Below are 12,748 nucleotides of genomic sequence, written 5' to 3'. Positions count from 1 at the left end.
ATTTTAATCCCAGCTATTGTCTATACCTCCAATACGAGTGAATTTCTTGCTAAAGAACGAGAAAGTTTTATCGCAGATGACTCCCAGGAGGCCGATCACCAGAATTCCCACAATCACTTTATCAGAGCGAGACATCGTCTGCGCATCCAATATGAAGTACCCCAAACCGCTTGCAGCGGCAATCATTTCAGCACCAATAATAGCTCTCCAGCTATATCCCAGGCCAACCTTCATTCCTAAAAGAATATCTGGGACAGCAGACGGAAGAATTATTTTCAGAAAACGTTGCCTTGGATTTAATCCTAAAACTTTTCCGACCTCCAAAAGCTTATAATCACAAGAACCAAAGCCCTTTTTTATATTTAAAAACATTGGAAAAAAGGAAGCTAAAATGATTATGATTGTTTTGGATTCTTCTCCGATACCAACCCATAAAATTAGCAAGGGAATCAGGCTAAGTGGAGGTACATTTCTGAAGAACTCCACAATATGATTGTAATAAGGAGAAAGGGCAGGCTTTAAACCAGCAATGATGCCTAGAAAAAAGGCGAATACAAAGGCAATCGAAAAGCCGACTAGTACTCTATATAAACTTGCAAAGATATGAATAAATAATTCTCCGTTTTGTACCATTGATACAAAGGTATTCCATACTTGCATTGGACTAGGCAGAATATAGGCACTCCAAACTTCGAAATAGCTGCATAAATACCATGCGATTAAAATACAAGCAATCGGTATCAATCTTTTTATAAGATTATTCATTTGTTATCCTAACTCCATCTCCATTATGGCAGCCACCTTGGCAATATAACATTTCTATTAATTGTTTTTCTTGCTTAGGAGTACTCTGGAAAAAGCAATCAATATCATCCTTCGATGCAAGGCTGACTACATTAGGGATATTATCAAAAAAGCCTGGTGGAATCGGACTGTTTTCAGTTGGTTTACTATTAAGCTTGATTTGGTGATCTCTGCAAAATTCAGTCCATGTTTGAAATATCGTATTTTTCAATGCCAAGCTAGTTCCTAGGTCTTTTAAATCTGTACAAGGAGTGATGATATATAGTTCTGCATCATCATCTTTATATCTATTAGCCAGTTCTTCAGCACAATGAATTAAGATTGGTTGGATAGTAGCGTACTCCTGGCCAATTTGATCATAATGAGTTTTTACATAGGAAATTGCTTTAGGACATCTATTATCACAAAGGAGCTGATTACATCCTTCGTATCGCTCTTTGTATTTATTTTTCACAGTCATCAAGTGATTTTCCTCACAAGTAACAACCTGAAAATCTAAGCATTCTAAGGTAGAATATAATTCTTCCTGTTCATACATTTTTAAAACAACAGGATTTAGCCAAATATATTTTTTCACTTCCTTCTCCTTTCTAATTAGAAGTGATAAAGATTAACAAAATTATTTCTGAATAATATTATCATAAATGATAATGGTTATCAATGAAGTTCATATTCATTTATATCATTGCCAAAGAAAGTAAAATCTGTTAAACCTTAAAATATCTACTGTCCTTACAGTTAGCTTTAATTTATCATCACCAAATTTAAAATAGATATATAAATTAAGGACATAACCTATTAGGATAATAGATTATGTCCTTTGTTATTTCTAGAAAGACTTCATTTGTTTAAATACTTTTATCCATAAAAACTTATTATTTCGCTAATAGAGAATCTGTCCCATTAGCCTCCATAATTACTACTCAGTAGCAGTCTTGGTCTTCAACTTTTAACTGCTTCAACCATTTTCTAACTCGTTATATTGTTGTGCTGAACTAGATGGGACAAATACGATTGGATATTTTCCGCGTAATTGTTTCTTCACTTCCTGGAACAGCCGCAATCCTTTTTCATTGTGCCATTCCTCTAGCTTTACTCCATTTTCCTTTAATAGGTCGGTTTCTAACTCAATCCAATTGCCATATTCCGATATCCATTCCAATAGTTCTTCCTGTAATTTATCTGATATAGGGAAATTATCTATCTCCAAATTTACTCCACAATCATTACACCAAATTGGGTCACTCATAAAATCAGCTTCAAATTTATATGAAGTATGGTTGCAATTTCTATTTTGTTTCCAAATCATTAGTTAATCCCCATTTCAACTTTATAAATGAAGCTTGCAAATATACAATACTATGATTATATCTGTTATATACATATTATTACAAAACATCCCCTTTTTGCTGCATAAAAAATAGAGCTGTTCACAGCTCTGGATAGTATTGTAATATCCCGTTTTTTAAATTTGTATGAATTAAATGATCTTCTGTTTCCTACTTAGTTTAAAAAATCCTTTTTATATTGAACAGCTAGAAATATTCCTGAAGCAATGAATGCAAGAGAATATTTAAATAAGAAGAAAATTTGCCACATATATTCTTTCGGGAAAATTACGTCACATAAAATTACTACGCTTAACATAATGAAGGTACTTTTTAAGTGTATTTGATTTGTTCTTTCGTCAGCCTTACCTATTTTTCTATAAAATACGTACAACAGAATTACTCCGACTATAAGCAATAAAATACCGATGCCAATAAGCATATTCCAATTACCAGTTGATGCTTCCGCCCAAGTTTTTAATGGATAAAAAGTTGTATTTGATATTTCCTCACTTTTCATTTTGATCGCACCCTTTCACATAAGTAAAAATATGGTTAATATCTACGTTAAAGAACTCAGCAATTCGAAAAGCTAAAACAAGGGAAGGAGAGTAATTATTCTTCTCCATCACATATATGGTTTGTTTGGATACTCCCACAGCGTCAGCCAGCTCTTTTTGGGACAATCTTTTTAAAACTCGATGCTCATATACTTTATTTTCAACGTAATCCTCCATTTTTTCTTTCAAGGTCAACACCTTCCTTTTTTTACCATAAATATATAATAAACTACACTTTTATAAAAGTAAAGTAAACTTATACAAAGGATAAATATTATTATGCAAATTAAAAAGGGTTAGAATCCTATCATCGATTCTCACCCTTTTTATATTTATAAAAAAACAGCCTAGAGATGTTCTTTCAACAATCAGGTTTATTACCCTTTAAACGAATAAGATGGACTTCCCTTTACATCCATTTTGATCCTGAAAAGTCCTCCTGATAATGGGTAATTCTTAAGTTGTTCTTCACTAAGTCCCGATTTTGCTGTAGTTATATATAATTCATTTAAATCTTTCCCTCCGAAAGTACAAGATGTAACATTTAGTGCTGGGACCTCTATGGAGCCTATCTGTTCACCTGTTTTAGGGTTCCACCTAGATACTTTTGAACCACCCCAATGGGCAATCCACAACATTCCTTCTTCATCTATAGTCATACCATCAGGCATTCCTTCTTCTTCTTTGAAACTGATAATTTCCACGGGATTTTCAATATCACCCGTAACAAGATTAAAATTAAAACAACTAACCTTTTTAGATAGAGTATCTATGTGATACATAAATTTATTATCAGGTGACCATGCCATGCCATTGGATAAGCCAATCTTACTCAGCTTCTTCTCTACTTTTCTATTTGTATCTAAGCAATAAAGGGAACCTTGTTCTTTAATATAAGATTTGTCCATTGTACCTGCCCAAAAGCGTCCATAAGCATCACATTTTCCATCATTAAACCGATTATTAATCAAGTGACTCTCCGGTTCATTTATCAGGGTTACTTTTTCCGTGGAGTAATTCAAAAAATAAAAACCATTTTCTAATGCCACTACTGCTTCGTCTATATTTCGAGGTACTATTGCCCCAATATATTGTTCTAACTGAATTCCGTGGTTTTCATTTGTATTTGGATTAAAGATGTATATCTTTTTTTCTAAAATATCAATCCAATATAACAATTGTCTTTGCCTATCCCAGCATGGACCTTCTCCCAGTGTCGCTTTTACATCTAGAACCAATTCTAAAACTCCTACCAAGCCAAACACCTCGTTTAGTATTATTTTCTCTATGTCCTTTATTCTATAACGATAAGAAGTAATCCTTCTTTCGCTAAACTGGCTCATTTTACTAACTAGAAATTGGCCCGGCAATAAAAATAGGCACGGATTTCATTCATTTAAAGATGAAATCTGTGCCTATTTTGGGTATCTCCTTCAGAGCTTGAAATTGAATGAATGAAATACTTCTCCAATAATTCCTTTCAGCTGGCGGACACCTATATCTGTGTTTGTCATGATGATTAATCCTGTTTCTTTATAATTCTTTAAAAGGTAAAAGTTGCTTGGACTTTCTGTAAGTAAATCAAAAGAAATGATAACCCCGCAAGGTTGTAAAGATTCTCCTTAATGTTCAGATCAGTAAGCACTCATACACCCCAGAGTTTTTTACAACTGTTTAGATAAAGTATCAAACTCAGTTGCTCTTTTCCTCTTTTCAATAATAATGGTTGCCCCAAGTAACGTAAGAGCAAAAATTACTAAAACGACCGGAAATAGATTCATTGTATAATTCTGAAACAGGATTCCTACTAACGGAGGTAAAATGGTTACCCCAACAGAGCCAAAAGCTACTTGAAGCCCAATAATTGCACTTGCACTCCTTTTCCCAAACCTTCTTGGAGTTTCATGTATCATGGTTGGAAAAATTGCCGCACATCCAAGACCAATTAATATGAATCCACCGTACAAAACGCTGCCTGTTCCAAAAGCAACCGTAATAATTCCTATGAGTAGTGCAATTTCGCTAAACAGTAACAATTTCTGATTAGATAGCCAAAACGTAATAAAACCAGAAATAAACCTTCCCATGGTTAAACTTGCAAAGAATACTGATATTATGAAACTAGCAGTAGCTACTGATAATGACTTCATTTCTATTAAATAACTACTTCCCCACAAAAATATTGTACCTTCTAAACCAACATAAAATACAAAAGATAATAGCGCAAAAACAACTCCCTTTTCTTTCAAAACCGAGCCATTGGACACGGGACTCTCTTCAGACTTTTCGGATCCCTTTTGTTGATTTGTCTTCCAGAGAGGAATAGATAGGAAGAGAATAATAGCTAATACAATTTGAATACCGCCAATAATAAAATAACCGTTTCTCCAGGAAAATTGATTATTTAAAACGACACCCATAATAACTGGGCCGAGAGTTGCTCCTACTCCCCAAAAAGCATGTAACCAATTCATATGATGTGCTTTGAAGTTAGCAGCCACGTAGTCATTTACAGAGGTGTCAATAGCGCCAGCTCCAAAACCTAAAGGTAATGCACAGACAATTAATAATAAGAAATTTTGTGTAAACGCAAACCCTATCAATCCAATCACAGTAAGCAATACACTACCTAGAACTAGTCTTCCCGTTCCGATTTTTTTATTAATTCGCATAGTCGACAAGCTAGAAATAACAGTACAAATTGCAATAGTCATTGAGATTAAGCCTGCCGCACTATGTGCTACATTAAATTCTCCCACCATCTCAGGCCAAGCTATCCCTAAAAGGGGATCGGGTAACCCTAAACTAATATAAGTGGCATAGATGATAAATATAAAAATTATCTTCCGCAAAAAGCAGTCCTCCATTATTCGCTTATGTATAAAGTTTTAGCACAGTGAGCGCCTGATTTAGTCTGGTATCAATATAGCGTGTCTCACCATTGTTCTCTATCTTTAATCAGAACCTGATAGTAGTTAACTACATATCGTTAAACTAATATATCTTCATTTATTAACCTATGCACTAAATTCATGTTGAATCAACAATACACATTGTTCATCTTTTTAATAATCACAGGAATTTCAGATAAATCATCCACAATAAAATCTGCATCGGCTTCAGACCAAAAAAGAAAATTAGCAATAGTACACAAAAACATCTTTTCCATTTAATAGTAGTTCTTTTTCTATTCGCATACCAATCTTTTGAGCAACTTTTTGAGAGGCAGTGTTGTCTTTTTGAATAAGGGCAATCATTTTTTCAAGCTTCAGCTTATTCTTCCCATATTCCATTACCCCTCTGGCTGCTTCAGTTGCAAATCCCCTACCCCAATATTCCTGTGAAATCCAGTAACCAATTTCAATCTCTTTTTTTCCATCTATCAATTGGGGTACCAATCCTGCATGACCTATTCTGTTGTTGCTTTCTTTTTCTAAAATGAGCTTCAATCCATAATTAGGATTAATGGCATATGTATCAATAATCCAATTCAAAAATTTTTGAATTCCTTCTTGATCTCTTATTTGTCCGTTTCCTATATATCGCACAATATTAGGATTCGTTAAAAGTGATTCAAGAAAATCTAAATCATGATTATTATATGGTCTCAGCAATAAACGGTCTGATAGTGTTTCCATCATAAACTCCTCTTCAATTGTAACTTATGGGAACATTGCGGTTCCTTTTCGTTCATTTCAAAAAAATTATCAATCTCTCTTAGATTCATACCAAGCAAGTTTAACAAATACTTTCATTTCTAAATTCACATTGAAATCGTTCCACACCCGGATATTTTTCTCCTAAACTTGTTATCATGAAGCCATATTTACGATAAAAATCCACCCCATCCTTATCCGTTTCAGCAGAGATAAGACAGAATTGATTGGACAGGAAATTTATCATTTTGCTGCCAATCCCTTTTTCTCTTTGTTCCGGAAATACAGCAATATGTGAAATGACACATTCTTTTGGACTAATCATTTCAAATCCTATGCACCCAACATATTTCCCATTGCATTCTAAACCAAATAATTTTCGATTTGGAGATTTTAAATATTTATTGTATTTCCTCGTCAATCCTAAATTCTGATGTCGCATAGGAAAGAAGATTCCGTATTAATGGATGGATTTTTTCGGTATTAATTTCTTTCATATCATTATCCTTCAAATGTGTGATGATTAAATAATTCTTCAATTACACGCAATATCCTTCTTGTATTAACCTGGACCATTAGATATATAAATCACATAAAAATCCTTCCTGCAAACAAACAAAAAGACACTAACTCAACACACTCCTAAGTGTTGAATTAGTGTCTCTAGCCATCTATTTGAACCTATATTAACCTCAAGCAACAAAATTGAATCATTCAGCCTTAAACTTCATATTATTACTATTTGTTTACATACTGTAGAAAGTATGAAGTAACATAATTTCCCAAATAATATATAATTAAATTATGGAGGTGAATATAATCAGAAAATATATTATTTTTATAGGTACCTTTTTAATCATTGGAATTATTAACTTTGCATTAACCTCATCGCTTGATGCTTCTTTCTTTGATTACAGTGTGTTTGTTGGCTTCTTTTCTACAATAATTATTTATTTTTTTACTTCAACTGGCGGCTACACAAGTCGCAGTCTTGATGTTCAAATTCAAGGCAGTACTGGCCTACGACCAGAAGGAACTCAAAGTAAGTTTAATCCTTCCTATGTTTTCTTTGGCTCTCTTGCATACTTTTTAACCTCACTTATTGTAACGATTTTCATTTATTTATAATTCTATTGTATATTTGTATCTCTTTACCTAATACAATCTATTCTTAGCGTTTATGAGATTCATATACACCGTTGTCTTGAGGAGAATATAAATATGAGTTTTCTTGACACTATGGATCCTTTTTTATTGCAGCTAGTTATTGTCCCAACCATTGTGATTGGATTAGGCGTATTAGTCTCAGCCATAACCAATAAAATTTTTATTGGCCCGCTAGTGACTTTAATAGCCAACCTGATCTTTGAAGTTTGGCATTCTAAATACTATTATCAATATCCTGATATTTCATTTTCAGAATGGAACATCATATTTCCTAGTATTTCCTTGTTCCTATCAGCAATTATTGTAGCTTATATTAGAACCAAAAATTAAAGATCCTATCAAATCCATTATTAATAAGAGAAATCTTTTGTCCAAATAAAAAGCATTAATCCATATGGACAAATGCTCTCTAAGAAAATCAAATTTTCCCACTATTACCTTCAGTCAATTGTTAATTAAATTTCTCTTTATTAAAGCTGCGATTTGTTTATCATTTTGATCCGGATTGTTTTCCAAATGTTTAATAATTAACTCTTGTCTCTCCACAGGATGATTTTGACTCAGCTTTGCCTGTGCTTCTATTTTGGTAATAATAATCTTAAAGGCGACAAGCTCTCTTATCATACCTTCGATTATACTGGAATCTAAGTCTAGATAATGGTATGAGCTATCTGCCTTTTCATACTTATTAACCAGGCTATTTAAGGTGTGATGGATGACATTCTTTTCACTCACAATCTCCATTCTGCCATATACATGAATAGAAACATAATCCCAAGTAGGTACTGATTTAATAGTTTCATAATAAATAGGAGAAATATAACAATGAGGGCCATGGAAAACAGCAAGGACCTGCTGTTTTCCTGCTTCTTCCCACTGTTTGTTTGCACGCGCCATATGGCCATATAAGGCAAATTGATCTTTATCTAATATTAGGGGTAAATGCGTAGCATATGGTTCGCCGTTATGCTGTGAAAAAAGAGTAGCGAAGCTGTATTTTTCAATAAAATCATAAATGGTTTCTTTGTCATCGATAGTAAAGCACTCAGGTATGAACATCGTGATATTCCTCCTTAAGTTCGTCTATGAAAAGAACAAAGAAGAGTTAAAAAGATATGATTCAAGATATGTAAAAATATTAAAATTCAAAAGCTGAATCTTTTGCCGTCAATATCATATCCGTACTTATAGTGTTGAAATACGAATCAATCAATTGCTTCAATTCATTCATGGCTAGATTAGCACGTTCAGCTTGTTCTTTGTTAATGGATTCAATGAATAGGACAGCATCCGTTGTGTCATCAGTTAGCATCGTTCTTTGAGCTTCTCTCCAGTTTAAGCATCTGCAAATAGCTCCGTCCTGATCATAATAGATGATTTCCTCCGGTAAAGCAGGGGAATCTTGATCAGCACCAAGTGGCAAGAATGGTTCTCCTCCTTTTGCTTTCCCAAGACGTAAGTCCCCAGTGATACAATTTAAATCTTCTCCGCCACAGGGAACAGCATATTTTAGAGAAACACTATTATAGATGTCCACCAAAGGATTAATTGGTGTAAACTCTCTACCTTGATTGGCTCTCTTTAGCAATGCTTCAATCGATGAACGAGTACCCTTTTTCGTTTTAAATTTACCAAATGCTTTACGCCATTCATCAACAACTTGATTTTGGCTAAATGTATCTTCTGTCAGAAACTGAGTAGCCTCCTTAGCCGCTCTGTTAAGTAGTTCAGAGAAATCATCATGGTTTTCTTCCGAACCTCGATTATTAATATTTCTAACAATTAACATATTAATTTGAGCATCCGGGAAAACATCCCAAAATTCAGTATCGACAATAAATTTCACCATCACACAACACTCCACTTCATCGTTTTTAATCATGAAAGGATCTATAAATAGTTATATCAATGATTTACTCATGATAAAGTCGACTTGTTCTTCATCACCCATATAGAAGGAGTGAGCTCCTATTTGAACAAATCCTCTTTTTTTATAAAAATTAAGAGCAATCTCATTCTTTTCCCAAACGCCCAGCCACATAAGCTTCTTCTTTTGTCCAATGGCTATTTCCTCTGCCTTATCCATCAGATAGTTGCCCAATCCGCTTCTTTTAAATTTTGACTTTATATAAATCCGCTCAATTTCTAGTGCCTCATCAGCTATTCTTTCAGTTTGAGCATCATTGAAATTGACCTTTAAATAGCCTGCGAGTTCTTCACAGAAATAGATGAAATAAAATTCAGAGGAAGCATTGGATAATTCCGTCTCTAACTGTTCGCGATTAAATGCCCTTTCTAAATAGGCCTTTAAATTTTCAGGCGAATTCTGATCCTTAAATGTATCAGTGAATGTCTGAATACTAATTTCTTGGAGGATCTGTATATCTTCATGATTGCACTTTTGTATATTTACATTCATTTTATGGATGTCTCCTTTATGTAATCAATACGTTCTCTTATTTCCTTTTTTCACAAATTCCCAATCTACTTCAATATTTTTTCTAACTCTTTGAAGGAGATCAAAAATAATATCTATCTCTGTTTCAGATAATCCAGCTAATGCTACTTTATTAGAATAATCATTCTCTCGTTTTATAAATGGGTAAACCTTTGCCCCTTTTTCCGTTGGAAAGAGCTTTTTTATTTTTTTGTTTTGATGATCAGCTTTCTTTTCAATAAAACCATTCAGTTCAAGTTTTTTTATAGCTCGTGCAGCCGTGGTTCGATCCACTTTTATCATCTCAGCTAACTTCTCTTGAATGATACCAGGATTCTCACAAATGCGGACCAGGTACAAATATTGCCCTTTAGTAAGGTCATATTCCTTAAATTCTATATTACTAATCGAATCTAAAGCCCTGGCAATCATGCCTATTTCCCGTAGAATTTCCTTCATAAATACATCTCCATTACTTTAAGCACTTAAATTATGCTATTATAATTATTATAGTACATTTTGTTGTATATGCAACAAAATGTATGATGAAAAAGACCGCAATGGATGTGCACCCTAAAAGTTAGAGTCAAAAGGCAACTTTTGGGGTCACCTTCAATTTAGCAGCCTTTTCATTACATCTTATTTATGTTAGATAGTCTGTTACCACATCACAGAATTCATCTGCAGCTTCATAATGAGGTGTATGACCGCTATTTTTCATCGTATATATTTCACCTTGTTTAACCTCGGTTATATACGTTTGAACTTGAATCGGGCAGGTCACTACATCATGCTCTCCTAAAATTAAGAGACAGGGGATATTGATTTTTTTCAACAGAGGCAAAACTGACTCAAATATCTTTCCTTCATCTCTTAAGCGGTCGAAATGGATTGCTGATTTATTATAGAAGTTATCCGACTGATCATCTGAATATACGCCTGTATCAGTTGGATTAGTAAAATTATGAGTATAGATTTCCATCCTATTTTCTTCTAGAAGTTCACCAATCTCCATATACCCCTCTACCAGTTCTCGTGCTGAAAGAGTGGCGTCATTATAAAGTTTTATACACTTCAATTCATGCTCGACCATCTTATATTTTTCAAATAAACTAGCCGTTTTTTTAAGAAGTGCTTTAGCTGTTAGTCTAAAATCAAATGTTGGTCCTTCAAAAATTACTTTTTCTACGGAGTTAGGATACCGTGATGCATAAAGTACTGCCAGGTAACCTCCAAAAGAATGCCCTATTATAGACCATTTCTTTATTCTAAGTAATTGCCGAAGCCCCTCACAATCGTCAACCAAGTCATCAAGACAAAATGTTTCTCCAATACTTATGCCTTCAGACCTGCATACCCCTCTTTGATCAGATGCTATTAGTTTGAATTTATCTCCTAAACGAGTCTTTTGGTGATAGGTGAAATCGAAGCAGCCTTCTCCGGGGCCTCCGTGTAAATATAAAATCGCTTTATCACATTTTTTATGGCTGATTTCCACATATATCTTTTTCCCTTTAATATCAATTAATTGTCCATTCTCCATTTAGTTATCCTCCTTATATTCAATGATTAGATTATCTACTTCCTATATAAGGAGGAGCTCTTGTAGAGAAGCATAGAATACAGTGTTAATGAAACGGCTTATTACAGTACCTCACAATTTACCTCCAATCAAGTTTTTAAAAATCCTTTTAGGTTTAAAGAGAAAACTAAGTTATTCTATTGAGAAGCAACTATCCTAATTCGGATTATGGTTTTTAAGAACCTCACTTAATTGTAAAGGAGAGATAGTTCCTTGATGAAAATATAATTGCCATCTGCCACCAATCAATTTCCATATTGAACTTCGATAGGTATTACGATTACGAGTGCTATCAACAATGAAATAAGTAGATAAAACAACATCTTGCGCTAACGGATAAATATTATAGTTATAGAGTGACATCTCAGTTAAAACCACTCCATCTTCCAGACAGGCTTTTTTATCAAACATAAACCCTGAACTGCCAATCTCAAAGAAATCGTCTGCCAGTATGTTATCCAGCTTGTCCCGACTTTTACGAACTTCAAATCCAATATGGCTTTCTTCTAATTCCTTTAATTGTTCCTTTAATTTCACATCCATTTAATCAGTCCCTTTACTAACGCATTATTATTTTAATCCGCTTATTTTATAGCCCTTTATCTACTAATTGTGTTTTTACTATCTAATATTTATTTTCAAATTAGGTGTAGCATTCTCATTTCTGGTGAGGTATCTTAACATTTTGCGCTTGAAATTGAATATTTTTCTGTATTTCTTCAAATGTTAGACAATGGAGGTGAGAGTAAATGAAGAATAATCAAGATCAATCTAAATTCCGGGTACGAAATCAGGAAACGACATCAAAAAACGGTGATACTCCCTTAAAACATATACCCACTGTAAATAGCCGTCACGGTTCAAATATCAAGACGAATGATGAGTGATCTAATGATATCAGCCAAATGAAAGGAGCAATTGGATGACTAACTCTAGCAAGGATTCTATTCAAATAAAAATGGAGCAAATTTTATCTCATACCTGCGGCTCCTTTGAAAATTGTACAGAAACCAATATCCAGACTTTTTTAACCCAATGCTATGAAGAAAATATCGATCCCCAATATTGCTTAAGCTGGATCGCAGAGCATAATGCAAAAATCCCTAATTGGGCTAATGTATCTAAAATCTCACAGGAATGGATTAATGGACATACCTCTACTGGCTCTACGTTTTTTAATAATGAGGGAGATGTACTTCGGTAAAAGCAAAGCT

19 protein-coding genes are annotated in these 12,748 nt (G+C 33.8%); 4 read left to right on the top strand and 15 right to left on the bottom strand.

The window, feature by feature from the left end; all coding sequences use genetic code 11:
- Nucleotides 1-3: 3 nt before the first annotated feature.
- The 9 genes from FHY47_RS13220 to FHY47_RS13180 all read right to left on the bottom strand — a co-directional run bounded on the left by FHY47_RS13220 (nt 4) and on the right by FHY47_RS13180 (nt 6,790).
- Complete coding sequence (locus tag FHY47_RS13220; protein WP_148630851.1) at nt 4-765, bottom strand: ABC transporter permease; 762 nt, start codon at nt 763-765, stop codon at nt 4-6.
- Entirely contained in the window at nt 758-1,381 is a 624-nt protein-coding gene (locus FHY47_RS13215; RefSeq protein WP_066101735.1) for a hypothetical protein, read from the bottom strand. The genes FHY47_RS13220 and FHY47_RS13215 overlap by 8 nt, the downstream gene beginning before the upstream one ends.
- A gap of 381 nt (nt 1,382-1,762) precedes the next feature.
- A complete protein-coding gene (locus FHY47_RS13210) occupies nt 1,763-2,113 on the bottom strand; it encodes a hypothetical protein (protein WP_066101738.1) in 351 nt (116 codons plus the stop codon).
- Between the two features lie 194 nt (nt 2,114-2,307).
- Complete coding sequence (locus FHY47_RS13205) at nt 2,308-2,652, bottom strand: DUF2178 domain-containing protein (RefSeq protein WP_066101743.1); 345 nt, start codon at nt 2,650-2,652, stop codon at nt 2,308-2,310.
- Nucleotides 2,642-2,869, bottom strand: coding sequence for a helix-turn-helix transcriptional regulator (locus FHY47_RS13200; protein WP_066102397.1), 228 nt, complete (start codon nt 2,867-2,869; stop codon nt 2,642-2,644). The genes FHY47_RS13205 and FHY47_RS13200 overlap by 11 nt, the downstream gene beginning before the upstream one ends.
- 200 nt (nt 2,870-3,069) lie before the next feature.
- Complete coding sequence (locus FHY47_RS13195; protein ID WP_139891480.1) at nt 3,070-3,948, bottom strand: SMP-30/gluconolactonase/LRE family protein; 879 nt, start codon at nt 3,946-3,948, stop codon at nt 3,070-3,072.
- A gap of 408 nt (nt 3,949-4,356) precedes the next feature.
- Complete coding sequence (locus FHY47_RS13190) at nt 4,357-5,544, bottom strand: MFS transporter (protein ID WP_225983657.1); 1,188 nt, start codon at nt 5,542-5,544, stop codon at nt 4,357-4,359.
- A gap of 285 nt (nt 5,545-5,829) precedes the next feature.
- The gene (locus FHY47_RS13185) at nt 5,830-6,330 is read right to left on the bottom strand and encodes a GNAT family N-acetyltransferase (RefSeq protein ID WP_175354226.1); all 501 of its coding nucleotides are present in this window, start codon (nt 6,328-6,330) and stop codon (nt 5,830-5,832) included.
- 100 nt (nt 6,331-6,430) lie between these two features.
- Nucleotides 6,431-6,790 carry a GNAT family N-acetyltransferase gene (locus FHY47_RS13180; RefSeq protein ID WP_262366016.1) on the bottom strand — a complete coding sequence of 120 codons (360 nt, stop codon included), beginning with the start codon at nt 6,788-6,790 and terminating at the stop codon, nt 6,431-6,433.
- Nucleotides 6,791-7,152: 362 nt separating this feature from the next.
- Between FHY47_RS13180 and FHY47_RS13175 the strand changes: the two genes are divergently transcribed.
- Together FHY47_RS13175 and FHY47_RS13170 are read left to right on the top strand one after the other, a co-directional pair.
- Nucleotides 7,153-7,476 (top strand): hypothetical protein, encoded by a 324-nt coding sequence (locus tag FHY47_RS13175; protein WP_066101753.1) that lies wholly within the window; start codon nt 7,153-7,155, stop codon nt 7,474-7,476.
- Nucleotides 7,477-7,569: 93 nt separating this feature from the next.
- Nucleotides 7,570-7,845: a hypothetical protein gene (locus tag FHY47_RS13170; RefSeq protein ID WP_066101756.1), complete on the top strand. Its 276-nt coding sequence runs from the start codon at nt 7,570-7,572 to the stop codon at nt 7,843-7,845.
- A gap of 114 nt (nt 7,846-7,959) precedes the next feature.
- Here FHY47_RS13170 and FHY47_RS13165 read toward each other — a convergent pair whose 3' ends face one another.
- The 6 genes from FHY47_RS13165 to FHY47_RS13140 form a co-directional block, all read right to left on the bottom strand.
- Nucleotides 7,960-8,574: an FMN-binding negative transcriptional regulator gene (locus tag FHY47_RS13165; RefSeq protein WP_066101757.1), complete on the bottom strand. Its 615-nt coding sequence runs from the start codon at nt 8,572-8,574 to the stop codon at nt 7,960-7,962.
- Between the two features lie 79 nt (nt 8,575-8,653).
- Nucleotides 8,654-9,364 carry a B3/B4 domain-containing protein gene (locus FHY47_RS13160; RefSeq protein WP_066101760.1) on the bottom strand — a complete coding sequence of 237 codons (711 nt, stop codon included), beginning with the start codon at nt 9,362-9,364 and terminating at the stop codon, nt 8,654-8,656.
- 51 nt (nt 9,365-9,415) lie between these two features.
- Complete coding sequence (paiA, locus tag FHY47_RS13155) at nt 9,416-9,934, bottom strand: spermidine/spermine N(1)-acetyltransferase (RefSeq protein ID WP_066101763.1); 519 nt, start codon at nt 9,932-9,934, stop codon at nt 9,416-9,418.
- Between the two features lie 24 nt (nt 9,935-9,958).
- Nucleotides 9,959-10,411: a MarR family winged helix-turn-helix transcriptional regulator gene (locus FHY47_RS13150; RefSeq protein WP_066101766.1), complete on the bottom strand. Its 453-nt coding sequence runs from the start codon at nt 10,409-10,411 to the stop codon at nt 9,959-9,961.
- Nucleotides 10,412-10,595: 184 nt separating this feature from the next.
- Nucleotides 10,596-11,495, bottom strand: coding sequence for an alpha/beta fold hydrolase (locus tag FHY47_RS13145; protein WP_148630849.1), 900 nt, complete (start codon nt 11,493-11,495; stop codon nt 10,596-10,598).
- Nucleotides 11,496-11,690: 195 nt separating this feature from the next.
- Nucleotides 11,691-12,077: a nuclear transport factor 2 family protein gene (locus tag FHY47_RS13140; RefSeq protein ID WP_148630847.1), complete on the bottom strand. Its 387-nt coding sequence runs from the start codon at nt 12,075-12,077 to the stop codon at nt 11,691-11,693.
- A 206-nt stretch (nt 12,078-12,283) separates the two neighbouring features.
- Between FHY47_RS13140 and FHY47_RS19000 the strand changes: the two genes are divergently transcribed.
- Together FHY47_RS19000 and FHY47_RS13135 are read left to right on the top strand one after the other, a co-directional pair.
- Nucleotides 12,284-12,421: a hypothetical protein gene (locus FHY47_RS19000; protein ID WP_180349926.1), complete on the top strand. Its 138-nt coding sequence runs from the start codon at nt 12,284-12,286 to the stop codon at nt 12,419-12,421.
- A gap of 35 nt (nt 12,422-12,456) precedes the next feature.
- The gene (locus tag FHY47_RS13135; protein ID WP_066101781.1) at nt 12,457-12,738 is read left to right on the top strand and encodes a hypothetical protein; all 282 of its coding nucleotides are present in this window, start codon (nt 12,457-12,459) and stop codon (nt 12,736-12,738) included.
- Nucleotides 12,739-12,748 lie beyond the last annotated feature (10 nt).

Origin of the sequence: Bacillus sp. E214, from assembly GCF_008087365.1 — a bacterium.
Lineage (GTDB): Bacteria > Bacillota > Bacilli > Bacillales > Pradoshiaceae > Pradoshia.
Note: the sequence above shows the minus strand (reverse complement) of the source record. Positions and strands in the feature narration are given on the sequence as shown.

Coding starts and splice junctions, on each gene's coding strand:
- FHY47_RS13165 (WP_066101757.1), bottom strand. CDS start 8,574: ATGTTCATACCTGAGTGCTTTACTATCGATGACAAAGAAACCATTTAT.
- FHY47_RS13135 (WP_066101781.1), top strand. CDS start 12,457: ATGACTAACTCTAGCAAGGATTCTATTCAAATAAAAATGGAGCAAATT.
- FHY47_RS13140 (WP_148630847.1), bottom strand. CDS start 12,077: ATGGATGTGAAATTAAAGGAACAATTAAAGGAATTAGAAGAAAGCCAT.
- FHY47_RS13180 (WP_262366016.1), bottom strand. CDS start 6,790: ATGCGACATCAGAATTTAGGATTGACGAGGAAATACAATAAATATTTA.
- FHY47_RS13220 (WP_148630851.1), bottom strand. CDS start 765: ATGAATAATCTTATAAAAAGATTGATACCGATTGCTTGTATTTTAATC.
- FHY47_RS19000 (WP_180349926.1), top strand. CDS start 12,284: ATGAAGAATAATCAAGATCAATCTAAATTCCGGGTACGAAATCAGGAA.
- FHY47_RS13210 (WP_066101738.1), bottom strand. CDS start 2,113: ATGATTTGGAAACAAAATAGAAATTGCAACCATACTTCATATAAATTT.
- FHY47_RS13170 (WP_066101756.1), top strand. CDS start 7,570: ATGAGTTTTCTTGACACTATGGATCCTTTTTTATTGCAGCTAGTTATT.
- FHY47_RS13145 (WP_148630849.1), bottom strand. CDS start 11,495: ATGGAGAATGGACAATTAATTGATATTAAAGGGAAAAAGATATATGTG.
- FHY47_RS13205 (WP_066101743.1), bottom strand. CDS start 2,652: ATGAAAAGTGAGGAAATATCAAATACAACTTTTTATCCATTAAAAACT.
- FHY47_RS13200 (WP_066102397.1), bottom strand. CDS start 2,869: ATGGAGGATTACGTTGAAAATAAAGTATATGAGCATCGAGTTTTAAAA.
- FHY47_RS13160 (WP_066101760.1), bottom strand. CDS start 9,364: ATGGTGAAATTTATTGTCGATACTGAATTTTGGGATGTTTTCCCGGAT.
- FHY47_RS13150 (WP_066101766.1), bottom strand. CDS start 10,411: ATGAAGGAAATTCTACGGGAAATAGGCATGATTGCCAGGGCTTTAGAT.
- paiA (WP_066101763.1), bottom strand. CDS start 9,934: ATGAATGTAAATATACAAAAGTGCAATCATGAAGATATACAGATCCTC.
- FHY47_RS13185 (WP_175354226.1), bottom strand. CDS start 6,330: ATGGAAACACTATCAGACCGTTTATTGCTGAGACCATATAATAATCAT.
- FHY47_RS13175 (WP_066101753.1), top strand. CDS start 7,153: ATGGAGGTGAATATAATCAGAAAATATATTATTTTTATAGGTACCTTT.